The sequence below is a fragment of the Stenotrophomonas sp. STEN046 genome, from assembly GCF_056759755.1.
Genome location: NZ_JBRRDR010000011.1, coordinates 1 through 22,418, shown reverse-complemented (window position 1 = coordinate 22,418; position 22,418 = coordinate 1). Strand labels below are relative to the sequence as shown.

The window sequence follows — 22,418 nt, the reverse complement described above, 5'->3', positions numbered from 1 at the left end:
AGCGGCCGGCATTACCGGGATCTACGGCACGCCCTGGCTCAGCCGTTGCGCAACGCGTGCACGGCCGGGGCCACCTGCGCCGGTCGGTCCAGCTCCAGGCCCACCTGCTCCAGCGCGTCGGCCAGCGCGGCTGCGTCGTCATCGCGCAGGGTGGCGTGGCCAACCTTGCGACCGACGCGTGATTCCTTGCCGTAGTCATGCCAATGGCCGCTGGCCTGCTGCAGCACGGGCGCCGGATCGGGCATCGCCCCCAGCCAGTTGAGCATGCAGGCATGGCCCAGCATGCGGGTACTGCCCAACGGCAGGCCCAGCACCGCACGCAGGTGATTCTCGAACTGCGAGGTCTCGCTGCCTTCGATGGTCCAATGGCCGGAGTTGTGCACGCGCGGCGCCATTTCATTGGCCAGCAGCTCGCCATCGCGACAGAACAGCTCCAGTGCGAACACACCCACGTAGTGCAGATGCTCGGCGACACGACGGGCGTAGCCGACGGCGGCTTCGTGCTCGGCGGCCGACAGCACGGCCGGGGCAACGCTGGCCGACAGCACGCCATCCACATGCCAGTTGCCGGTGACCGGCCAGGCCTGGAAGCTGCCATCGCGGCCGCGCACGGCAACCACGCTGACTTCACGCTGGAAGGCGACGAAGCCTTCAAGGATCAGGCCGGTGCGCTCTACCTGCGCCCCCAGTGCCTGCCATGCCGCGTCGATATCGGCTTCGCTGCGCAGGCGGAACTGGCCCTTGCCGTCGTAGCCCAGGCGGCGGGTCTTGAGGATGCACGGCAGGCCGAACTCGGCCGCCTTCGCGGCCAGCTCCTCGCGACTGCGGATATCGGCGAACGCCGGCAGCGGAATGTCCAGCTGCTGGAACAGGGTCTTTTCGCTCAACCGGTCCTGCGCCACGGCCAGCGCCGACGGCGGCGGGAACACGGGCACGTGTTCGGCCAGCCACAGCGCGCTGTCGGCCGGCACGTTCTCGAAATCAAAGGTGATCACGTCGACCTTGGCCGCGAACTCCGCCAGCGCCTGGCGGTCATCGAAGGCGCCGACGGTGAGCGGGGCCAGCGGCCCGCTGCAGGCGTCGGCCGCCGGGTCGTACAGTTCGAATCGCAGTCCCAGCGGTGCACCGGCCAGTACCATCATGCGGGCGAGCTGACCGCCGCCCAGGATGCCGACGGTCAGGTTCATTGGCGCGGATCGTCGTGGGCCATCACGTCTTCGGTCTGGCGCGCGCGGAACGCGTCGAGCGCCTGGCCGATGGCCGGCTGGTCGCTGGCCAGCATCGCCGCAGCGAACAGCGCGGCATTGGAGGCGCCCGCATTGCCGATGGCAAAGGTCGCGACCGGGATGCCGGCCGGCATCTGCACGATCGACAGCAGCGAATCCATGCCGTTGAGGGCCTTGGACTGCACCGGCACGCCCAGCACCGGCACGGCGGTCTTGGCCGCGATCATGCCCGGCAGATGCGCTGCACCGCCGGCACCGGCGATGATCGCGCGCAGGCCACGCGGACCGGCCTGCTCGGCGTAATCGAACAACACGTCCGGCGTGCGGTGGGCCGAGACCACCTTCACTTCGAACGGAACACCCAGCGCTTCAAGCTTCTGGGCGGCGTGCTGCATGGTCTCCCAGTCGGAGCGGGAGCCCATGACGATGCCGACGAGCGGCGCGGATTGGTTGGGGGTCATTGGCCGTCACCTGCCTTAAAGACGTATTCTAGCCGTCTTCCACGCAAGACGAAGAACCATGGATCGCAAGCTGCTCGACCTGCTGGTGTCACCGGACACCCGCCAGCCCCTGTCCCTGCTGGATGGCAAGGGCCTGGAAGCCCTCAACAAGGCCATTTCCGCCGGTACGGTGACCAGGGCCGATGGCAATCCGCTGGCGCAGCCGCTGCGCCAGGCGCTGGTCACCCGTGACCGCAAGCAGATCTTCCGTGTTGACGATGGCATCCCGGTGCTGCTGGCCGAAGAAGCCATTCCCACCGCGCAGATCGCCGACTTCCCGGGCGCATGAACATGCTGCCGACGCCGGATGCGACCGTGGTCGCTGCCGATGTTGCCCGCGCGTTGGCCGAGGACCTCGGCAGCGGCGATGTCACCGCCGCGCTGCTGCCCGATCAGGCCGACAGCGCCTACCTGCTGTGCAAGCAGGATGCGGTGATCGCCGGTCGCCCATGGTTTGATGCCACCCACCGCGCGCTCGACCCGGACGTGCGGATCGAGTGGAATGTGGCCGACGGCGATGCGGTTGCCGCCGGCACGGTACTGGCGTTGCTGCACGGGCGCAGCCGCAGCCTGGTCAGCGCCGAGCGCACCTCGCTCAATTTCCTGCAGACCCTGTCCGGCACGGCCACGACCACGGCGCGCTATGTCGCGGCCGTGGAAGGTACGGGCACGCGCATCCTCGATACCCGCAAGACCCTGCCCGGGCTGCGCCTGGCGCAGAAGTACGCCGTACGCTGCGGTGGTGGCGACAACCACCGCTTCGGCCTGTACGACACGGTGATGCTGAAGGAAAACCACATCCGCGCCGCCGGCTCGCTGGCTGCGGCCGTGGCGGCGGCACGCCAGCAGTGGCCGCGACTGCCGCTGGTGGTTGAAGTGGAAGACCTGGTCCAGCTGCAGCAGGCGCTTGATGCCGGTTGCGAGCGCATCCTGCTGGATGATTTCAGCCCGGAACTGCGCCGTGAAGCGGTACGCATCACCGATGGCCGCATTCCGCTGGAAGTATCCGGCAGCGTCGGCCTGGGCGGCTTGCGCACGATTGCCGAAGACGGCGTGGACTGCATTTCCATCGGCGGGCTGACCAAGCATGTGCAGGCCATCGATCTGTCGCTGAAGCTGGGCCCGCCACCGGGCTGAGGCCGGGTTCGCGCGCGGATTGCTCTGTTGCCGGCCAGCGGCCGGCACTACCCGCACGGGGCTGACCCTGTTCTCACACCCGGCGTTCACGACGGCACTGCGACGCTGCGACCATCCCCCACAGGAGCCGCGCATGCGCCGGATGCTCTTGCCTGCCTGCCTGCTGCTGGCCGCTGCGCCCTTGTCCGCAGCCGCCGCTGAAGCCTGCGATGTACCGCCCCGCTTTGGACTGAGCCCGCTGGCAGTGGCGGTGCGCAATACCGCCTGCAACGAGCACCGCCTGTGGTTCCGCCCCTTCATCGACCGTGACGGCCGTGCCGCCAGCCTCAGCGTCACCGAGGCCGAGGCCGACCATCTGGCAGACAACGGGCTGATCGCCTGGCAGCGGGTGACCAGCTACTGGCGCGAGAGCGGCACGCTCAATGCGCTGGGCAGCCTGCCCGGCGCCAGCAGTTGCCTGGCCCCGCTGGGCACGCGTTACACCGACAGCGACTGCCGCGCTTTCCTGATCGACAATCCGTGGTCGGCCGCCTTCATTTCGTGGGTGATGGTGCGCGCCGGGGTGCCCGGGTTCAACACCTCTCCGCGCCATATCGACTACATCCGCGCGGCCTACCAGGCTGGGCCAGCGGGCGTGCCCTACCGCCTCGTGGACCCGGCCACGGCCAGGCCCGCCCCCGGTGACCTGCTGTGCTTCCTGCGCGACCGCAGCAGCACGCTCAGCTACAGCGGGCTGGTGCAGGCCCTTGGCAACGGATCGGTGGGCCATTGGAAATCGCATTGCGAAGTGGTGGTGGCGGCCAATCTGGGCGGCGACCAGACGCTGTACCTGGTGGGCGGCAATGTCATGAACACGGTCGCCATGCGCCTGCTGCCACTGGATCGCACCGGCAAGATCCAGCTGCCGCCCCCGCGGGAGCGCGACAACACCGGCATCGACCCGACCTGCACGCCGGGCCGCGAGGACGAATGCAGTTTCAACCGGCAGGACTGGGCCGCGCTGCTGCAGTTGAATGCGACCGCGCCGGCGCTGGTGTCGCCTGCTGCGATGGCGCCGGTCGCAGAACCTGGCACCGCGCATTGAACAAGCGCTTGATCCGGCAGCCAATCGTCGCCATCTTTGCCGGATCGACCGCTGACGCCTGAAGCCATGCCTACCCTGTTGTTCCTGCTGATTGCCGGCGGCATCGTCTACTTCTTCTGGAACGCGGCGCGTTCGGCCGCCGAGCGTGCGATTGAACTGGGCCGCAACGCCTGCCGCGCTGCCGACGTGCAGTGGCTGGACCAGGCCGTGCATGCCACCGGCCTGCGCCTGTCGCGCGGCGAAGACGGTCGGCTCGGCTTCGAGCGCACCTTCAAGTTCGAGTATTCCTACGACGGCATCGATCGCCATGTCGGCCGCATGGTGCTGCGCGGCGACCAGCTGATTTCATTCACCGGCCCGGGCGCTTCGCGGATCAGCCAGATCCGTGCGGATGTCGATGAGGCCGAGGACGTATAGCACCTCGACCTGGTAGATCCACGCCATGCGTGGACGAGGCCTGGTCCGGGTAGCGCCGGGCCATGCCCGGCGAGCGGCGGCGGTGTGCCGACCGGGGTCGGCACGTACCGTTACTTGACCACGCGCAGGGTCGGCCGACCCTTCGGCGGGGGGCCAGCCGGCGGCGTATCGTCCGGCGGGGTCTGTTCATCGTCGTGCAGCAGCTCGTCGCCGGCCGCTGCCGGCTCGCCGCCCGGAATGTCATCCGGCAGGGCCATGCCCTGCCCTGTCTCGCGGGCATACACTGCAAGCACCGCACTGATCGGCACCTGCACCGGATAGCTGCTGCCGGAGAAACGCGCCGAGAAACTCACCGACTCATTGTCGATGACCAGGCGGACCACGGCGCGCTCGGCGATGTTGAGCACCACCCGGCCATCCTTGATGGCCGAGGGCGGAACCTGCACGCCGGGAACGCCCGCGTCGACCAGGATGTGCGGCGTCAGCTGGTTGTCGTTGATCCATTCCACCAGTGCACGCAGCAGGTACGGGCGGTGGCTGGTCATGTGGAAGAAGTCTTCGGTCATGCGTGAAGTGTACGCGCCCGGCGCCCCCGTCGGGGCAGATCGTCTGCACGCCGGTGGGCGTGCAGACGGTAAAACAGCAGCCCGCCAGGTACGCCGGCGTCAGCCCGGCAGGTCGCGCAGCTTCTTTTCCTGATCGGTAAGACTGCGCACGAAGCCCGGATGGCGGAAGATGCGGTTGCCGTAATCCTCGATCGCCTTGCTGTCCTTGGGCAGCGGCACATCCAGGCTCTGCAGGCGCCAGATGATCGGGGCCATCGCACAGTCCGCCAGGCTCATTTCCGGGTTGAGGAAGAACTTGCTGGCCTTGAACAGCGGCAGCGAAGCGGTGAGCAGTTCCTTCAAACGCTTGCGCCCTGCTTCGGCCTGGGTCTTGTTGCCCAGCTGGATGGCCTGCACCTGCGGCACCCAATCGTGCTCGATGCGCAGCATGGCCAGGCGGATGCGCGCCCGCGACAGCGGGTCGACCGGCATCAGCGGCGGATGCGGGTAGCGCTCATCCAGGTACTCGCTGACCACCGAGGCGGCGTACAACACCAGTTCGCGCTCGACCAGGGTCGGCACCGAGTGGTACGGATTGAGATCGATCAGATCTTCGGGCGGGTTCTGTGGATCGACCGGCACGAAGTCGAAACTCACGCCTTTGGCCGCCAGCACCAGCCGCACGCGGTGGCACAGTACATCGTCGTTCGAGGAAAACAGCGTCAGTGTATTGCGCATGCGTACGCTCGCCGCCATCAAAGGCTCTCCTGCGACAGGAGACCGCCTGCCGCACCGGCGCCACCAGCACCGTGCCGGCGGTCGACTCCTCCCCGAGTGTGCAACCGACCATCACAAAAGCCAATAGGCCAGGTGCAATGGGCGACACTGGATCAGTGCACGTCCTTCCAGTATTCCTTCTTCAGCAGGTACACCAGGAAGGTCAGCAGGGCCAGGAACAGGATCACCCACACGCCCAGCTGCTGCCGCTTCAATGCGGCCGGTTCACCGGCATATTCGAGGAAGTTGGTGATGTCCCGCACCGCCTGGTCGTACTGCCCGGCATCGACCGAGCCGGGACTGTCGATGCGCAGACCGGTCACCGGCGGGTCCATGCCCGGCGCCTCGGCCTTGCCGTGCACCGCGTGCTGCAGGCCCTGCATCTCCCACAGAGGATTGGGCATGGACGCATTGGCGAACAACGCGTTGTTCCAGCCCAGCGGGCGGCTGCTGTCCAGGTAGAACGACTTGAGATAGGTGTAGATCCAGTCGCTGCCGCGCACGCGCGAAATCAGGCTCAGGTCCGGCGGCATCTTGCCGAACCATTTTTCCGCCTGCTCCTTGGGCATCGCCACCGGCACCGGGTCGCCGATCGCCGAGCCGGTGAAGTTGAGGTTGTTCATCACCTCCTCCTCGCTCAGCCCAAGATCGTCGCCCATGCGCGAGTACCGCAGGTACTTCAGGGCATGGCAGCCACTGCAGTAGTTCATGTACAGCTGCGCGCCGCGCTGCAGCGATGCGCGGTCACCGAGGTCGTTGCCGGCCTGCAGCAGCTTGGTACCGCCCTCGGCCGCCATCGCCAGGGTACTGCCCAGCATCAGGGCGGCCGCCAGGGCCAGCCGGACCATCCAGCGCTCAGTCATGCGTGGTCACCCTTTCCGGTACCGGCTTGGTCTTGTCCAGCCTTGTCCATATCGGCATGGTGATGAAGAAGGCGAAGTACAGGAAGGTCAGCACCCGCCCGACGTAGGTCTCATGCGCATCGGTACCGGGGCCGGAACCGATCACCATCAGCCATGCGAAGCACACCACGAACATGCCCAGCAGGCCGCGCGACAGCCAGCCGCGGTAGCGGTAGGACTTCACCTTCGCCCGATCCAGCCACGGCACCAGGAACAGGATGGCGATGGCCGAGAACATCACGATGACGCCACCCAGCTTGTTGGGCACCACCCGCAGCATCGCGTAGTACGGCGTGTAGTACCACACCGGCTTGATGTGTTCGGGGGTGACCAGGCGGTTGGCTTCGGTGAAGTTGTCGTGCTCCAGGAACAGGCCGCCGAAGGCCGGTGCGAAGAAGATGATGAAGGCCGCGATGATCAGCAGGAAGCCTGCACCGACTCCATCCTTGAGCGTGTAGTACGGATGGAACGGAATGCCGTCGGTCGGCGCGTTCGGCGACCAGCGGTTGCCCTTGGGCCCCTTCTTGATCTCCACCCCGTCCGGGTTGTTGGAGCCCACTTCGTGCAGTGCTCCCAGGTGCAGCACCACCAGCAGCAGCAGCACCAGCGGCAGCGCGATCACATGCAGGGCGAAGAAGCGGTTCAGCGTGGCATCGCTGGGCAGGTAATCGCCCATGATCCATTCGGTCAATCCATTGCCGATCACCGGAATGGCACCAAACAGCGAGATGATGACCTTGGCACCCCAGAACGACATCTGGCCCCACGGCAGCACGTAGCCCATGAAGGCTTCGGCCATCAGCACCAGGTAGATCAGCATGCCCAGGATCCACACAAGCTCGCGCGGCTTCTGGTAACTGCCATACAGCAGCCCGCGGAACATGTGCAGGTAGACCACGATGAAGAACAGCGAGGCGCCGGTGGAGTGCATGTAGCGGATCAGCCAGCCCCACTCCACGTCACGCATGATGTATTCGATGGAGGCGAATGCTTCGGCGGCATTCGTCTTGTAATGCATTGTGAGGAAGATGCCGGTGACGATCTGGTTGACCAGCACCAGCAGCGCCAGCGAACCGAAGTAGTACCAGATGTTGAAATTCTTCGGCGCGTAGTACTCGCTGACGTGCTTGCGGTAGATCGGCATCAGGCCCGGCGCGCGGGCGTTGACCCAATCGGCGACGCCGCTGGCGGTACGGCTGAGGATGTTGGACATCAGGCAGCCCCCTGCGGATCGACACCGATGATGATGGTGTTGTCGTCCTGGTAATGGTGCGCGGGCACCTTCAGGTTGATGGGTGCGGGCACGTCCTTGAAGACGCGGCCGGACATGTCGAAGCGCGACTTGTGGCAGGGGCAGAAGTACCCGCCCTTCCACTGCGGATCGTAGGGCTCTGGACGGATCTCACCGACCATTTCCGGCGAGCAGCCCAGGTGCGTGCAAAGGCCGACCAGCACCGAGATCTCGGGCTTGATCGAGCGCAGCTCCGGGTTCTGTTTGAGCACGTACTCCGGCTGCTGGTCCTTCTCGCCGGACTCGGGGTCCTTGAGGCGGCCATCCAGTCCGTGCAGCGCATCAAGGATCGCCTTGGACCGTTTGACGATCCAGATCGGCTGACCACGCCATTCCACGATCAGGCGTTGGCCTTCCTGCAGGGCGCTGATGTCGGCGACCACAGGTGCGCCGGCAAGTTTTGCCCGAGCACTGGGGTTCCAGGATTTGATGAAAGGGACTGCGGTGAATCCGACGCCGACGGCGCCCACCACGGCTGTGGTGGCAGAAAGAAAACGCCGACGTCCGGTGTTGACTGGATCGTGTACCCCATCGTTTGCCATCCGGCACTCCGATATTGATTAGGTAGCTTTAAGGCTGCCAACGGTTCCGGTGGGGGCCAGAGCCGCATTGAATCATGGCCGAGTGTAGCGGAACCGTCGCGCGCCACACAACGCATTGCAACAACATTGATTGCGGGGTTGCCGGCCAGCGGCCGGCACTACCTTTAAAATGAGTGCCGACCAACGGTCGGCACCCACCAGTTAGCGGCACCTACTGATGGCTCAGGGCCGTGCGGTAACGCTCGGCCAACTGGCCGACCCGGCGCACGTAATACTGGGTCTCACTATAAGGCGGCACGCCGCCGTGGCGATCAACCGCGCCTTCGCCGGCGTTGTATCCAGCTGCTGCCAGGGTCAGGTCACCCTTGAAGCGCTTCAACAACCACGCCAGGTACTGCACGCCACCGCGGATGTTCTGCCCGGCATCGTAGGAATCGCTGACTCCGAAGCGTGCCGCGGTCGGCGGCATCAACTGCATCAGGCCCTGCGCGCCGGCGCGGCTGAGCGCGGTCGGGTTGTAGGCCGACTCGGCGTGGATGATGGCGCGCACGATCGCCTCGTCCACGCCGAACTCGCGCGCGGCGGAGGTGATCTCGCTCTGGAATGAGGTGGTATTCAGGCGCACGCTGCCGAAATCGACGCGGGGGTTCACCCCGCAGGCGTAGCAGCGCTCCATGAAGCTGTAGCGGATGGTGCGCACCGGGCCGAGGTTGGCGACCTGGGTCGGGCGGGCACTGGTGTAGTGGCGCACCCCGTCCTGCATGTAGGAATAGACCTGGCCGCTGACCATCCGCCCCGCGCGCGGACTGGCGGGTGCGGGGGCTGCGGCAGGCATCGGCGCTGGCGCAGGCGCCACCGCCGCGTTGGCGGTGCTGGCTGCAACGGCTACCGGATTGCGCTCGATACTGGCGACGACGGCCGGAGGCGTGGCCGCCACAGGCGCTGGCACTGCAACCGGCGCTCGCACAGCCTTGCCGGCGCTGCGGGTGTAGCTGATGGTGCTGCACTGGGCGCCGGCCACGCGCTTGCTGACATAGCTGGTGACCCCGTCGCCGCCGACGCACTTGTACAGCGTGCCGGCGCTGGCCGGCGCAGCGGTCAGCGCAGCGATGATGATCGCCGTTGTCCCCAGTCTCCCCTTCATGGCCGCGAGTGTCCCAGCTTCGCCACAGCTTGCCAAGCTGCGCCGCTCAGTCCGTGACCGCCGGCACAGCCAGCAGCTGGCCCAGCCCGCTCAACCGGTGCGCCAGCTCTTCACGCAGCTCCACTGGCGTGGTCCACAGCGCCACCGGCAGGCGGTCCAGGCTGAGGATCTGCGCAAGCATCATGCCGCGGCTCTCCGCGCCCATCCGCAGCAGGCAATGGTCGGCGCCATCAGCCTCCAGCACGCCGCACCAGGGCGGTATCCGGCCGGCCAGCTCGGCCTGCGACCCGGCCAGGCGCAGCACGGCCTGCAGGGCGAACGGGGCCTGGCTGACCGCTTGCCGCACCATCACGTCCGGTGGCGCCGGGGTACGCCGGTGCAGCCCCGGCCCCGGCTGCGGCTCGACCACCCCCATGCGGTCAACCCGAAGGGTGCGCCAGTCCTGCCGCACCCGGTCCCAGGCCAGCAGATACCAGCGGCTGCCGTAGTTGACCAGGTGCTGGGCCTCGACGTCTCGCTGGGTCAGCACGTCCTGCGCGCTGCGGTACTCGAAGGCCAGCCGCGCCGCCTGCCGGCAGTACTGGGCCAGGCGACCGAGCAGGCGGGCATCGGTGGAGGGCATGTTGGACAGCGTGGCCGTGGCGGCATGGACCTCGCCGGCCTGCTGGCGGCGGCGGGCCGGCACCAGCGGGTCCAGCTTGGACAGCAATCCACGGGCGGTGTCATCGATGCCGGACACGGTGGCCGAGGCAGCACGCAGCGCGATCGCCAGGGTGGTCGCCTCTTCCTCGTCCAGCAGCATCGGCAACACCGGCGCGCCTGCGCCCAACCGGTAGCCGCCGCCCACCCCCGACGACGCCTGCACCGGGTAGCCCAGTTCGCGCAGACGCTCGACATCGCGGCGGATGCTGCGCCGGTCCACGCCCATGCGCTCGGCCAGTTCGGCACCGGACCAGTGACGCCGGGCCTGCAGCAGGGAGATCAGGCGAAGCAGGCGGTGGGCGGTATGGCGCATGTGCAATCGAGGACAGAAGTCGTCCGCAATAGTGCCTCAGGATGAGCGCCACTTCATCACTACCCGCACGGAGCACCGCCATGACATCCCGCCAGATCACCCTGTACCACGCCGCCCGTTCGCGCTCGAGCGGCGCGGTGGCCCTGCTCGAGGCGCTGGGTGCGGACTACCGCATGCAGGTGCTGGACCTGAAGGCCGGCGCCAACCTTGCCCCGGCCTACCTGGCCATCAACCCGATGGGCAAGGTGCCGGCGATCGTGCACAACGGCGCGCTGGTAACCGAACAGGTGGCGATCTACCTGTACCTGGCCGACCTGTACCCCGAAGCCGGGCTGGCCCCGCCGATCGGCGATGCACTGCGCGGTCCCTACCTGCGCTGGATGGCCTTCTATGGCGCCTGCTTCGAGCCGGCGATGATCGACCGTGCGATGCGCCGTGAGCCGCCACCGCACGCGATGTCGCCCTACAACGACGCCGATACCGTGCTGCAGGTGATCGAGGCACAGCTCGCTGAAGGCCCCTATCTGCTGGGCGAGGTGATGAGCGCCGCCGACGTGCTGTGGGGCAATGCGCTGGCCTGGACCACCGCATTTGGCCTGGTGCAGCCTGCGCCGGCAACGGCTGACTACATCGCACGGATGAGCGCGATGACCGCCTTCGACCGTTCGCGGCAGATCGATGCGGAGCTGGTGGCGGCGTAAGGGCACCCGCCGGACACGGCCCGGCGCTACCGGACGGGGTGGGATGCAGGTAGCGCGGGGCCGTTGGCGTTGCGCCGGGCGGGCATTCCGGGATGCGGGTAGAATTGCCGGCTTTCCCGCCACCCGAATGGATTAAGCGCCATGTCCGGGACGCCAGACGTCTTTCCGCCCGCCGCACAGGGCGGCACCCCGCTCGTCGCCCTGCCCTCTGGTCCGCGCAAACCCGACCAGGTGAAGGGCAAGCTGTACATCAAGACCCACGGTTGCCAGATGAACGAGTACGACTCGGCCAAGATGGCCGACGTGCTCGCCGCCAGCGATGGCCTGGAATTGACCGATCGCCCGGAAGACGCCGATGTCATCCTGGTCAACACCTGCTCGATCCGCGAAAAGGCGCAGGAGAAGGTGTTCAGTCAGCTCGGCACCTGGAAGAGCCTGAAGAACCAGGGGCGCGAGGTCATCATCGGTGTGGGCGGCTGCGTGGCTTCGCAGGAGGGCGAGGCGATCATCAAGCGTGCGCCGTTCGTGGACCTGGTGTTCGGCCCGCAGACCCTGCATCGCCTGCCGGAGCTGATCCGCGCCCGCCGCGAACAGCAGCGCCCGCAGGTGGACATCAGTTTCCCGGAAATCGAAAAGTTCGACCGCATGCCGGAGCCGCGCGCAGAAGGCGCGTCGGCGTTCGTCTCGATCATGGAAGGCTGTTCCAAGTACTGCTCGTTCTGCGTGGTGCCTTACACGCGCGGCACCGAAGTCAGCCGCCCGTTCGAGGATGTGGTGGTGGAAGTGGCGCAGCTGGCGGCGCAGGGCGTCCGCGAGATCAACCTGCTCGGGCAGAACGTCAATGCCTATCGCGGCCCTTATGGCGACGGCGAGTTCGCCGACCTGGGCCTGCTGATCCGCACCATCGCCGAGATCGATGGCGTCGGCCGCATCCGCTTCACCACCTCGCATCCGCTGGAGTTCAGCGATTCGCTGATCGATGCGTTCCGCGACGTGCCGCAGCTGGCCAACTTCCTGCACCTGCCGGTACAGGCCGGCAGCGACCGCGTGCTGTCGGCGATGAAGCGCGGCTACACCGCGCTGGAATTCAAGTCGAAGATCCGCAAGCTGCGTGCCGTGCGCCCGGACATCTCGATCAGCTCGGACTTCATCGTCGGCTTCCCCGGCGAGACCGACGCCGATTTCGAGAAGACCATGAAACTGATCGAGGATATCGGCTTCGACCACAGCTTCTCCTTCATCTATTCGCGTCGCCCGGGCACGCCTGCCGCCGACCTGGAAGACACGATCAGCGATGCGGAGAAGCACGCGCGCCTGTCGCGCCTGCAGGAACGCATCAACGCACATGCCGCCAGCATTTCCGAAAAGATGGTCGGCAGCGTGCAGACCGTGCTGGTGGAAGGCCCCTCGCGCAAGAACCCCAACGAGATGACCGGCAAGACCGAGAACATGCGTTCGGTGAACTTCCCGGCGCCGGCGCGGCTGATCGGCCAGTTCGTGGACGTGGTGATCACCGAAGCGCTGACCAACTCGCTGCGCGCACGCGTGGTGGCGGCGGAATAAGGTGTGCCGACCAACGGTCGGCACCCACCGGCCGGCACCCACCGGGCGGCACCCACCGATCGGCACCCACCTGTCGGCAGGCCTCAATCCAGGCGCTTGCGGAAACGCAGGATGGCCAGGGTCATCATCACCACGATGAAGGCCAGCAGGGCCAGCGCATCCGGCCACAGCTCCCACAGCGAGGCGCCACGCAGCATGATGCCGCGCACCAGGCGCAGGAAGTGGGTCAGCGGCAGCACCTCGGCCAGCCACTGCACCGGCCGCGGCATGCCGGCGAATGGAAACATGAAGCCCGACAGCAGGATCGACGGCAGGAACAGGAACAAGGTCATCTGCATGGCCTGGAACTGCGAGCGCGCGCGTGTGGAAATCAACAGGCCCAGCGCCAGGTTGGCCAGCACCAGCAGCACCGCAGCCAGATAGACGTCCTGCAGGCTGCCGCGGATCGGCACCTGGAACAACCATGTGCCCAGCACCAGCACCAGCGTGGTCTGCAGCAGGCCGATGGCGGCATACGGCAGCACCTTGCCGACCATCAGCTCGCTGCGTGACACCGGCGTGGCGATCAGCAGTTCCATGTTGCCGCGCTCGCGTTCGCGCACCACCGCCACCGCGGTGAACATCACCAGGGTCATGGTCAGGATCACGCCGATCAGGCCCGGCACGATGTTTACGGCAGAGCGCCGCTGCGGGTTGTAGAAACTGATCACGCTGACCTGACCGCTGGCGATGCTGCCTTCGCGCAGCGGCCGCGTATTGAGCGTGGCACGTGTATCCAGCGGCACCTGCGCCAGCTGGATCGCTGCGCTCTGCACTACCGTGTCGCTGCCGTCGACCAGCACCTGCACCGCTTCGCGTCCATCGAAGCGGCGGCGCTCGAAGTCGGACGGCACCACGATACCGAGGCTGATCTCGCCACGGCGCAGCGCCTGCATCAGCTGGTCTGGCGTGTAGGCTTCGCTGCGCGGCGTGATCACGCCAGTGGCGACCATGTCCTGCACCAGCGCGCGCGACGCGGCACTGTTGGCCTGGTCGGCGATGCCGCCCTGCAGGTGGCGAAGATTGAGGTTGATCGCATAGCCGAACAGCAGCAGCTGCATCACCGGAATGCCAACGATCATTGCCAGGGTGATGCGGTCGCGACGCAGCTGCCGCAGCTCCTTCAGCATGATTGCCCACAGCCGGCGCAGCTTCATGCGGCCGGCTCCCGGCCCCGGCCACGGGTGGCGGCCACGAATACGTCTTCAAGGTTCGGCGCCACCGTGTCGATGCGGGCCTGCGGGTCGGCACTGGCCAGCGCACGTTGCAGTGCGGGCATGTCGACGGCTCCCTCGCTGCACAGCACGCGCAGCTGGGTACCGATCTGGGCAACGCTCAGTACGCCCGGCAACGCTGCCAGTGCGCGGCTGGCCTGGCGCGGCTGCGCGGCGTTGACCTGCAGCGTGCGACCGTCCAGCTGCGCGCACAGTTCGGCCGGGGTGCCGTCGGCCACCAGGGCGCCGCGATCGAGGATCGCCAGCCGGTGGCAACGCTCGGCTTCATCCATGTAGTGGGTTGAGACCAGCACGGTGGTGCCGGCGTCGGCCAATTCGAACAGCGCCTCCCAGAAATCGCGACGCGACTCGGGGTCGACCGCGCTGGTCGGTTCGTCCAGGAACAGCAGTTCGGGCGAATGCACGACGGCGCCGGCCAGTGCCAGGCGCTGCTTCTGTCCACCGCTGAGCGTGCCGGCCAGTTGCGGCTGCCGGTCCTGCAGCCGGTACTGCTGCAGCAACGCATCGACCCGCTGCCGCGCCTGCGCACGCGGCAGGTCCTGAATGGCGGCGAGGAATTCCAGGTTCTCGCGCACCGACAGGTCTTCGTACAACGAAAAGCGCTGGGTCATGTAGCCGATACGCCGGCGCAATGCCTCGGCCTGCGCCGGCACCGCCAGGCCCAGCACTTCGATACTGCCCGCGCTGGGCTCCAGCAGGCCACACAGCATGCGGATGGTGGTCGACTTGCCGGACCCGTTCGGGCCGAGGAAGCCATACACCTGGCCACGCGGCACGGTCAGGTCGACGTTGTCCACCGCCAGCAGCTCGCCGAAGCGGCGCGTCAGGCCCTGCGCGTGCACGGCGATGTCGGCACCGGTGTTCAGAAAGTCACCCGCACCGGCAACCCGGCCGGGAACGTGTGCATGTCGACGGCGTCGTCCACTTCGATCTCGGCCAGATAGCTCAGGCGTGCCACGTCATCGCCGGTCAAAGCGTAGTACGGGGTGAACGAGGGCTCGCTGCGGATCGAGCGCACATGCCCCTTCATCACGGTGCTGCTCCCTTCCAGCCGCACCTGTGCGGCCTGGCCGACCGCTACCTGCAGGCGCAGTGGCTGCGGTAGGTAGACACGTGCATGCGGGCGTTCGCCGACCAGCATCACCGCCAGCGGTGCACCGATCGGTGCCTGGTCCCCTTGCCGGTACGGCAAGGCATCGACCACGCCATCGCGTGGCGCGCGCAGCTGCAGCTTCTGCAGGTTGACGCCCTGCACCACCTGCTGCGCCTGCGCAGCATCGGCGGCGGCCTGGCCCTGGGTGATGTCCTGTGCACGGCTGCCGTGCACCTGTTCCAGCCATGCCTGCTCGGCGGCCCGCACGCTGGCCTCGGCATTGCCGGCGGCAGCGCGGGCGCGGTCCAGTTCGGCGGCGGCGATCAGGCGCTGGCGTGCCAACGGCTGCACCCGGCGGTAGTAGGCACTGGCCTCGGCAGCCTGCGCGCGCAGCGCGGCCAGCTGTGCCTGCGCCTGCGCGATCTGTTCCTGGCGCGGGCCGATCTTCAGCTCTTCAAGCTGTGCCTGCGCGCGGACGGTGTCGGCCTGGGCGGCAGCGAACTGCGCATCGCCACGTGCCGGGTCGAGCTGCATCAGCATGGCCCCGGCCTTGACCTGATCGCCCTCGCGCACGTTCACCGTGGCAATCACTTCGGCCGCCGGTGCCGGCACCGTGATCCGGTCCCATTCCAGCGTCCCCAGCGCCGCAGGCGGTGCCTGCACGCATCCTGCCAGCAGGCCCATGCCTGCCAGTCCAATTCCACGCATCCGGTTGCCGACGCCCATGCCATCCCCTCCTGCGACGGCGTCACCGTGCCATGCGTCCTGTGCACCCGCAATGATCCCGATCAGCCCTGACGGTTTTTTCACCACGCCGCAGCGAGCCTCTCACCACAAGGCTCTGCGCCACCTATCCACAGGTTCGCTGCACCACCGTCCACATCGCATGTGGAAAACCCGGTGGTGCCTGGCCATATTTTCACCACGGCATCATCTTCCTTGTGGCACAAGCGCTGCGAAGGTCTATCCACAGCTTTCTGCAACGACGGTCCACACCCGGTGTGGAGAACCGTGTGGTGCCACACCGTTCCGATGCCCGTGCTGGCCGGCTGCCCGGCACGCGCGTACCCTTGTCATCCCGAGTCCATCGCGGTGGACGGCGAACCCGCCCCACCCCAAGCAATGAAAAGCATCGAGCATCGAGACTTCACCCTTTCGCCGGAAGACAACCCGCGACTGGCCAACCTGAGCGGCCCCTTCGATGGCCACCTGCGCCAGATCGAACTGAAGCTTGGCGTGGAAATCGCCAACCGCGGCTTCGTGTTCCGCATCAGCGGTCCGCAGGAGGCCAGCGCCGAGGCACAGAAGCTGATCGAGGCGCTGTACGAAGAAGCCGGCGAAACCACCTTCGACAGCCACGCCATCCATCTGCGCCTGAACGCGGCCAACATTGAACAGATCGCCGAGCGCTCGTACGAAGCGCAGGATGTGGCGATCAAGGTCAAGCGCGGGACCGTGCGTGGCCGGGGCGCCAACCAGGGCCGCTACCTGCATCAGATCGTCAGCCATGACATCAACTTCGGCATCGGCCCAGCCGGCACCGGCAAGACGTTCCTGGCCGTGGCCAGTGCAGTGGAAGCGTTGAACGAATCGCGCGTGCAGCGCCTGATCCTGGTGCGCCCGGCGGTCGAAGCCGGTGAGAAGCTTGGCTTCCTGCCCGGCGACCTCAGCCAGAAGGTCGACCCGTACCTGCGGCCGCTGTACGACGCCCTGTATGAAATGCTGGGCGTGGAAAAAGTGGTCAAGCTGCTGGAGAAGAACGTCATCGAGATCGCACCGCTGGCCTACATGCGCGGGCGCACGCTCAACGACGCGTTCGTGATCCTGGACGAGGCACAGAACACCACCATCGAGCAGATGAAGATGTTCCTGACCCGTCTGGGCTTCGGCTCCACCGCCGTGGTCACCGGCGACCTGACCCAGACCGACCTGCCCAAGCATGTAAAGTCCGGCCTGCGCGATGCGATCGATGTACTGCGCGATGTCGAGGGCATCAGTTTCACCTTCTTCGAAGCCCGCGACGTGGTGCGCCATCCGCTGGTGGCGCGCATCGTCAGCGCCTACGACCGCCGCGACCTGCATCAGATCCAACCTGGAGCAACTCCATGACCCGTGGTCCCGTGCGACTGGACGTCGCTGTCAGTTACGCCATGCCCCGCGCAGGACTGCCCTCGGCGGTGAGCTTCCGCAAGTGGGTCGCCGCCGCGCTGAAGGGCCGGATCCGCGAGGCCGACCTGGCCATCCGCGTGGTCGACAGCAAGGAAGGGCAATCGCTGAACCGGCACTACCGCGGCAAGGATTACGCCACCAACGTGCTCAGCTTCCCGGCCGACGTGCCCGAAGGCCTGCCCAAGGGCGTCAAGTTCCCGCTGCTGGGCGACCTGGTGATCTGCGCACCGGTGGTCGCGCGGGAAGCGGAGGAACAAGGCAAGGTACTCAACGCCCACTACGCACACCTGACCGTGCATGGCGTGCTGCACCTGCTGGGCTGGGACCACGAGGACGACAAGGAAGCCGAGGCGATGGAACAGCTGGAGCGCGAGATCCTGGCCGAGCTCGGTATCGACGACCCGTACGCGGGCGAGCGCTGACTGCGGGCCGGGCCCTGTCCCGGCACCGCACTGACGGAACAGGAACACCGCATGGCCCCTTCCGCACTTCTGCTTGCCGCGCTGCTGCAGTCCGCGGCTGGCCTGATGCCCGACCCTGATCGGCCCTCACCGTTTCCCGTCAGCGACAGCGAGGCCGACATCAGCGCCAAGGTCGCCGAGCTGCGCGCTTTTTTCGGCAGCAGCGAACAGGACGCCCGCAGCACTGTCGCCACCGCCCAGCAACGGGCGCTGATCGAGCGCCTGGAAGCCCGGCACGCCGCGCGCCTGGCGGGCACCTGGGTGGACAACGATCCGGGCTGGCACACCGTGGTGCGGCTGACCGGCGATGAACCGGTGGCAGATGAAGTACATAACGGCGCAGATGGCCCGCAGTACGTGCATTACCGCACCGGCGCGGCACTCACCGAAGCCACGATGAAGCAGCGCATGCGCGCCCAGCGCGGCTGGCTGCTCGGCCAGCTGCCGGACACGACAGGCTATGGCCTGGACGTGAAGACCGGCGAGCTGTACGTGCAGCTGGACGACACGGCCCGCAACCGCGCCACAGCCGCCGCGGTGGGTGGACACCTGGAGGCACGGCTCGGTTTCCCGGTCAGGTTCGAGTGGACCTCACCCCAGCGCTGATCACGGCGAAGGGTCGCAGGCCGCAACGGGCGCCGCTACCATGCACAGCCTCCCCGCCGCCGATCGGATGCTCCTGCGATGCCACTGCTGCGTTTCCTGCCCGTGCTGCTGGCTGCCGGACCGGCTGCCTCTGCCGCGCCGCTTGACCTGCCGGCACTGATCGAGTGCCGCCAGGGCGTGGCCGACCACGCTGCGCTGGCACCGCTGCTGGCTGACCCGCTGAAAGCGGTCGCCCATGGGCTGCAGCCGCTGCCGCAGGGCAACCAGTTCATGAGCGAGTACCGGCTGGCCAGCCCGATGACCGTGTTCGGCCAGCAGACCGACCGGGTGGCGGTGGCCGGCGCCAGCATCATGGCCGTGCTGGACCAAGCCGACCCGCGGCCGCTGGCCAAGCGGCTGGCCCTGGAAACCGGTTACGACCAGGACGGCAAGTTCATGGCCGGCCGCGAACTGGTCAGCCGCGATGTGACCGATCCCAGGACCGGGGAGGCCCAGATCGAGTCGATCATCCTCAGCGTATCCACCGTGGCCAGCCACCCCGGCAAGACCCTGGCCGGCTGCACCTACAGCCTGGACCTGCCGGCCGAGGACGGGGACCCGGCCGCCGCTGCCCCGGCTGGCGACGGTCACTGACAGGCCCCCACATCCTGCTAGACTGGCGCCATCGCCCGGCCTGCCGGGTGCCTTTTTTCCAGAGATGTCAGAAGACGACAGTAGTAGCTCCCCAGCGGAGCACAGTGAAAAGAAGCGCGGCTGGCTTGAACGCCTGACGTCCGCTTTCTCCGGCGAACCCCACACCCGCGACGAGCTGGTCGCTGTCCTGCACACCGCGCAGGAAGAGGGTCTGATCGCCGCCGATACCCTGAAGATGATGGAAGGCGCCATTTCGGTGGCCGAGCTGACCGTGGGCGACGTGATGATCTCGCGTTCGCAGATGGTCTCGCTGCCGGTGGAGGCGCCCTTCCTGGACCTGATGAAGCAGGTGGTCGAGTCCGGCCATTCGCGCTTCCCGGTGCACGGCGAGAACAAGGACGACATCCTTGGCGTGCTGCTGGCCAAGGACCTGCTGCGCGGCGTGGTTGCCGACAACGGGCCAGGCAACGTGCGCGAACTGCTGCGCCCTGCCGTGCTTATTCCGGAAGCGAAGAAGCTCAACGTGCTGCTGAAGGAATTCCGCCTGTCGCGCAACCACATGGCGATCGTGGTGGACGAGTACGGCGGTGTCGCCGGCCTGGTCACCATCGAGGACGTGCTGGAACAGATCGTCGGCGACATCGACGACGAGCACGACGAGGCCGAAGACCCCTCGGCGCAGATCGCGATCCAGGCCGATGGCCAGTACGTGGTCGATGCGTTGACCCCGATCGGCGATTTCAACGAGCGTTTCGGCGCCACCTTCTCCGATGAGGACTACGACACCATCGGTGGCCTGGTGACCGAAGCGGTGGGCCATCTGCCGGAAATCGGCGATGAGCTGGCGCTGGACCGTTTCATGTTCCGCGTGGCCCGGGCCGATGCGCGCCGGGTGCAGGCCTTCCATGTAACGGTGCTGGCACCTGACGTGCAGGACGACGCTTGAAACACCGTGGCTTGAACCTGACCCTGTGGCTGGCGCTGTGCATGCTGGCCATGCTGCTGCCGCTGGCCGCGTCCGCGCAGCCGGCGGCAAGCCCGCCCGCTGCGTCTACCGCCAGCATCCAGGACGCTGCCCCGCGCATCGGCGTGGTCACCATGCAGCCGGGCACGGTGTTCTTCGAGCGCTTCGGCCACGACGCCATCGTCGTGCTCGATCCGGTCAGCGGCGAGGCAACCTCGTACAACTTCGGCTACTTCGATCCATCCGAAGACGATTTCATCGGCCGCTTCGTGCGTGGCGACATGATGTATTACCTGGTGGCGCTGCCGCTGCAACAGGATCTGTCCTACTACGACGAGACCGGCCGCGGCGCCAGCGTGCAGTGGCTGGACCTGCGTGCGGACCAGGCACGTTCGCTGACCGCCGACCTGGCAGAACGCGCCAAGCCGGAGAACGCCCGCTACCACTACGACTACTACACCGCCAACTGCGCGACGATGGTGCGTGACACGCTGGACAAGGCGCTGGGCGGCAGCCTGCAGTCGCAGTTGTCCGGGCGCTCGCGCGGCAATACCTACCGTAGCGAATCGGTGCGCCTGGCCTCGCCCGCGCCGTGGATGTGGCTGGGCTTCGACATCGGGCTGGGCCCGTTCGCCGACCAGCCGCTGTCGCGCTGGCAGGAGGCCTTCGTACCGATGCGCCTGGCCGATGCGCTGCGCCAGGCGCGCAACAGCGATGGCCGGCCTCTGGTGCAGACAGAACAGGAACTGCTGCCGCACCGCATCGATCCGGAGCCGAAGGAATTCGCGCGCCGCTGGTGGCCGTGGCTGCTGTGCGGCCTGGTGATCGCCGCCGGCGTGCTGGCGCTGCGCGGCCGTCCGCGCCTGCTGGCCGGACTTGCCCTGCCGCTGTGGCTGCTGTGCACCATCGCCGGCGGCCTGCTGGTGTTCCTGTGGGGCTTCAGCACCCACTACGCCGCCTGGGCCAACCGCAACCTGCTGCTGCTCTCACCGCTGGCCGTGCTGCTGCTGCCGGGCGCCATCGCCCTGCTGCGCCGGCGCGTTCCCGGACGCATGTTCAGGGTCGTGCTGTGGCTGCTGGCGATACAGGCCACCGCCGCGCTGGTACTGCACTGGCTGAGCCTGCAGGCGCAGTACAACGTGCAGTGGATCGTGCTGCTGCTGCCGGTGCACGCGGCATTGGCGTGGGTGCTGGGACGTCGTCCTCACTTGTCGGAAACGCAGCACTGACGCACGATGGCGGGCATGTCATCACCCGCCTCCATCGCCGTGCCCGCCTCGGCCAATCCCGCCTGTGTCATCAACTGCGTCCACTACGATGACGATGGCAAACGCCACGACATCAGCCTGGATGCCATCAGCGATGTCATCGCCAGTGGCAACGGTTTCGTCTGGGTCGGCCTGTTCGACCCGAACGATGACGTGCTGTTGAAGCTGCAGGAAGAATTCTGCCTGCATGATCTGGCCATCGAAGACGCGCGCAATGCGCACCAGCGCCCCAAGGCCGAGGCCTACGGCAACTCGCTGTTCGTGGTGATGACCACCGCGCAGATGGTCGACGAACGCATCCAGTACGGTGAAACCCACGCCTTCCTCGGCCCACGCTTCCTGGTGACCGTGCGCCATGGCGCATCGCTGTCGTATGCACCGGTCCGCGCGCGCGTCGAGCGCGAGCCGCAGCTGCTGAAGATGGGCCCGTCGTATTGCCTGTATGCGGTGACCGATTTCGTGGTCGACAACTACCTGCCGATCACCCACCGCTTCCGCGACACCCTGGACCTGCTGGAGAAGGACATCTTCGCCGACAGTTACAAGCGCAGCACGGTGGTGCGCCTGTATGAGCTGAAGCGCGAACTGAACAAGATGCGGATGGCGGTGGCGCCGCTGCAGGATGTGCTGGCGCAACTGCGCCGCTATCAGGGCGAACTGATTCCGGACGAAGTGAAGCTGTATGTCCGCGATGTGCACGACCACGCAGCGCGCATCAGCGATGTGATCGATACCCTGCGCGAGATGCTGGGCACCGCGCTGAGCGTGAACCTGTCGCTGGTGACGCTGGCGCAGGGTGAAACGGTGAAGCGGCTGGGTGCGTGGGCCGCGCTGCTGGCAGCGCCGACCCTGATCACCAGCTGGTATGGCATGAACTTCAGCCACATGCCCGAGTTGAGTGAGCCGTGGTCGTACCCGCTGATGATTGTTGGTGTAGGCGGGGTGTGCGTGGGCCTTTACCGGTTGTTCAAGCGCGCGAAGTGGCTGTAGCCTTTTCCGGTAGTGCCCGCCCCCGGCCCGCCCCCCCCCAAAAACCGCCCCCCCGCCGCAAAAAAAAAAAACCGGCAAGCCCCCCATAAAGTGTTTATATTAAAAAAAAAAAATAT

Annotated in this window: 25 protein-coding genes; 13 read left to right on the top strand and 12 right to left on the bottom strand. The window is 67.0% G+C overall.

Annotated features, from left to right (window positions below; genetic code table 11):
* Positions 1–38: 38 nt before the first annotated feature.
* Positions 39–1,187 carry a 5-(carboxyamino)imidazole ribonucleotide synthase gene (locus ACVOLJ_RS07660; RefSeq protein ID WP_481563838.1) on the bottom strand — a complete coding sequence of 383 codons (1,149 nt, stop codon included), beginning with the start codon at positions 1,185–1,187 and terminating at the stop codon, positions 39–41.
* A complete protein-coding gene (purE, locus tag ACVOLJ_RS07655) occupies positions 1,184–1,687 on the bottom strand; it encodes a 5-(carboxyamino)imidazole ribonucleotide mutase (RefSeq protein ID WP_481563837.1) in 504 nt (167 codons plus the stop codon). The genes ACVOLJ_RS07660 and purE overlap by 4 nt, the downstream gene beginning before the upstream one ends.
* A 58-nt stretch (positions 1,688–1,745) precedes the next feature.
* Here purE and ACVOLJ_RS07650 point away from each other — a divergent pair, with 58 nt between their 5' ends.
* The 4 genes from ACVOLJ_RS07650 (at position 1,746) to ACVOLJ_RS07635 (ending at position 4,364) form a co-directional block, all read left to right on the top strand.
* A complete protein-coding gene (locus ACVOLJ_RS07650; protein WP_475278017.1) occupies positions 1,746–2,015 on the top strand; it encodes a Trm112 family protein in 270 nt (89 codons plus the stop codon).
* Positions 2,012–2,863 carry a carboxylating nicotinate-nucleotide diphosphorylase gene (gene nadC / locus ACVOLJ_RS07645; protein ID WP_481563836.1) on the top strand — a complete coding sequence of 284 codons (852 nt, stop codon included), beginning with the start codon at positions 2,012–2,014 and terminating at the stop codon, positions 2,861–2,863. Before ACVOLJ_RS07650 ends, nadC begins: the two co-directional genes overlap by 4 nt.
* Before the next feature lie 133 nt (positions 2,864–2,996).
* Positions 2,997–3,947, top strand: a complete 951-nt coding sequence (locus ACVOLJ_RS07640) for a DUF2272 domain-containing protein (RefSeq protein WP_475278015.1) — start codon at positions 2,997–2,999, stop codon at positions 3,945–3,947.
* A 66-nt stretch (positions 3,948–4,013) separates the two neighbouring features.
* The gene (locus ACVOLJ_RS07635) at positions 4,014–4,364 is read left to right on the top strand and encodes a DUF3301 domain-containing protein (protein ID WP_475278014.1); all 351 of its coding nucleotides are present in this window, start codon (positions 4,014–4,016) and stop codon (positions 4,362–4,364) included.
* 110 nt (positions 4,365–4,474) lie between these two features.
* Here the strand turns inward: ACVOLJ_RS07635 and ACVOLJ_RS07630 are convergent, their stop codons facing one another.
* From ACVOLJ_RS07630 to ACVOLJ_RS07600, 7 genes are all read right to left on the bottom strand, one after another.
* A complete protein-coding gene (locus ACVOLJ_RS07630; RefSeq protein ID WP_481563835.1) occupies positions 4,475–4,930 on the bottom strand; it encodes a ClpXP protease specificity-enhancing factor in 456 nt (151 codons plus the stop codon).
* Between the two features lie 99 nt (positions 4,931–5,029).
* Positions 5,030–5,665: a glutathione S-transferase N-terminal domain-containing protein gene (locus tag ACVOLJ_RS07625; protein ID WP_089240017.1), complete on the bottom strand. Its 636-nt coding sequence runs from the start codon at positions 5,663–5,665 to the stop codon at positions 5,030–5,032.
* A gap of 134 nt (positions 5,666–5,799) precedes the next feature.
* On the bottom strand, positions 5,800–6,549 hold the full coding sequence (locus tag ACVOLJ_RS07620) for a cytochrome c1 (protein WP_475278012.1): 750 nt from the start codon (positions 6,547–6,549) through the stop codon (positions 5,800–5,802).
* Positions 6,542–7,801: a cytochrome b gene (locus tag ACVOLJ_RS07615; RefSeq protein ID WP_475278011.1), complete on the bottom strand. Its 1,260-nt coding sequence runs from the start codon at positions 7,799–7,801 to the stop codon at positions 6,542–6,544. The genes ACVOLJ_RS07620 and ACVOLJ_RS07615 overlap by 8 nt, the downstream gene beginning before the upstream one ends.
* Positions 7,801–8,421, bottom strand: coding sequence for a ubiquinol-cytochrome c reductase iron-sulfur subunit (gene petA, locus ACVOLJ_RS07610; RefSeq protein WP_475278010.1), 621 nt, complete (start codon positions 8,419–8,421; stop codon positions 7,801–7,803). Before petA ends, ACVOLJ_RS07615 begins: the two co-directional genes overlap by 1 nt.
* 211 nt (positions 8,422–8,632) lie before the next feature.
* Positions 8,633–9,565: a lytic transglycosylase domain-containing protein gene (locus ACVOLJ_RS07605; protein WP_475278009.1), complete on the bottom strand. Its 933-nt coding sequence runs from the start codon at positions 9,563–9,565 to the stop codon at positions 8,633–8,635.
* 46 nt (positions 9,566–9,611) lie between these two features.
* Positions 9,612–10,580, bottom strand: coding sequence for a helix-turn-helix transcriptional regulator (locus ACVOLJ_RS07600; RefSeq protein ID WP_475278008.1), 969 nt, complete (start codon positions 10,578–10,580; stop codon positions 9,612–9,614).
* Positions 10,581–10,660: 80 nt separating this feature from the next.
* Between ACVOLJ_RS07600 and ACVOLJ_RS07595 the strand changes: the two genes are divergently transcribed.
* Positions 10,661–11,281, top strand: a complete 621-nt coding sequence (locus ACVOLJ_RS07595) for a glutathione S-transferase family protein (protein WP_481563834.1) — start codon at positions 10,661–10,663, stop codon at positions 11,279–11,281.
* 141 nt (positions 11,282–11,422) lie between these two features.
* Positions 11,423–12,844: a tRNA (N6-isopentenyl adenosine(37)-C2)-methylthiotransferase MiaB gene (gene miaB, locus ACVOLJ_RS07590; protein ID WP_481563833.1), complete on the top strand. Its 1,422-nt coding sequence runs from the start codon at positions 11,423–11,425 to the stop codon at positions 12,842–12,844.
* Between the two features lie 83 nt (positions 12,845–12,927).
* Here the strand turns inward: miaB and ACVOLJ_RS07585 are convergent, their stop codons facing one another.
* Genes ACVOLJ_RS07585 through ACVOLJ_RS07575 form a run of 3 tightly spaced genes read right to left on the bottom strand, consistent with a single transcriptional unit; the run spans position 12,928 to position 15,937 of the window.
* A complete protein-coding gene (locus ACVOLJ_RS07585) occupies positions 12,928–14,040 on the bottom strand; it encodes an ABC transporter permease (protein WP_481563832.1) in 1,113 nt (370 codons plus the stop codon).
* Positions 14,037–14,960 (bottom strand): ABC transporter ATP-binding protein, encoded by a 924-nt coding sequence (locus ACVOLJ_RS07580; protein ID WP_475278004.1) that lies wholly within the window; start codon positions 14,958–14,960, stop codon positions 14,037–14,039. Before ACVOLJ_RS07580 ends, ACVOLJ_RS07585 begins: the two co-directional genes overlap by 4 nt.
* A gap of 20 nt (positions 14,961–14,980) precedes the next feature.
* Positions 14,981–15,937: an HlyD family secretion protein gene (locus ACVOLJ_RS07575; protein ID WP_475278003.1), complete on the bottom strand. Its 957-nt coding sequence runs from the start codon at positions 15,935–15,937 to the stop codon at positions 14,981–14,983.
* A 396-nt stretch (positions 15,938–16,333) separates the two neighbouring features.
* Between ACVOLJ_RS07575 and ACVOLJ_RS07570 the strand changes: the two genes are divergently transcribed.
* The 7 genes from ACVOLJ_RS07570 to ACVOLJ_RS07540 all read left to right on the top strand — a co-directional run bounded on the left by ACVOLJ_RS07570 (position 16,334) and on the right by ACVOLJ_RS07540 (position 22,302).
* Complete coding sequence (locus ACVOLJ_RS07570; protein ID WP_475278002.1) at positions 16,334–17,320, top strand: PhoH family protein; 987 nt, start codon at positions 16,334–16,336, stop codon at positions 17,318–17,320.
* The gene (gene ybeY / locus ACVOLJ_RS07565; protein ID WP_475278001.1) at positions 17,317–17,802 is read left to right on the top strand and encodes an rRNA maturation RNase YbeY; all 486 of its coding nucleotides are present in this window, start codon (positions 17,317–17,319) and stop codon (positions 17,800–17,802) included. The genes ACVOLJ_RS07570 and ybeY overlap by 4 nt, the downstream gene beginning before the upstream one ends.
* 51 nt (positions 17,803–17,853) lie before the next feature.
* Positions 17,854–18,447, top strand: a complete 594-nt coding sequence (locus tag ACVOLJ_RS07560; protein WP_475278000.1) for a hypothetical protein — start codon at positions 17,854–17,856, stop codon at positions 18,445–18,447.
* Between the two features lie 78 nt (positions 18,448–18,525).
* Positions 18,526–19,080 carry a hypothetical protein gene (locus tag ACVOLJ_RS07555; protein ID WP_475277999.1) on the top strand — a complete coding sequence of 185 codons (555 nt, stop codon included), beginning with the start codon at positions 18,526–18,528 and terminating at the stop codon, positions 19,078–19,080.
* A gap of 64 nt (positions 19,081–19,144) precedes the next feature.
* Positions 19,145–20,026 carry an HlyC/CorC family transporter gene (locus tag ACVOLJ_RS07550; RefSeq protein WP_475277998.1) on the top strand — a complete coding sequence of 294 codons (882 nt, stop codon included), beginning with the start codon at positions 19,145–19,147 and terminating at the stop codon, positions 20,024–20,026.
* Positions 20,023–21,273, top strand: coding sequence for a lipoprotein N-acyltransferase Lnb domain-containing protein (locus tag ACVOLJ_RS07545; protein ID WP_481563831.1), 1,251 nt, complete (start codon positions 20,023–20,025; stop codon positions 21,271–21,273). Before ACVOLJ_RS07550 ends, ACVOLJ_RS07545 begins: the two co-directional genes overlap by 4 nt.
* Before the next feature lie 6 nt (positions 21,274–21,279).
* Positions 21,280–22,302 (top strand): magnesium and cobalt transport protein CorA, encoded by a 1,023-nt coding sequence (locus ACVOLJ_RS07540; RefSeq protein WP_475277996.1) that lies wholly within the window; start codon positions 21,280–21,282, stop codon positions 22,300–22,302.
* Positions 22,303–22,418 lie beyond the last annotated feature (116 nt).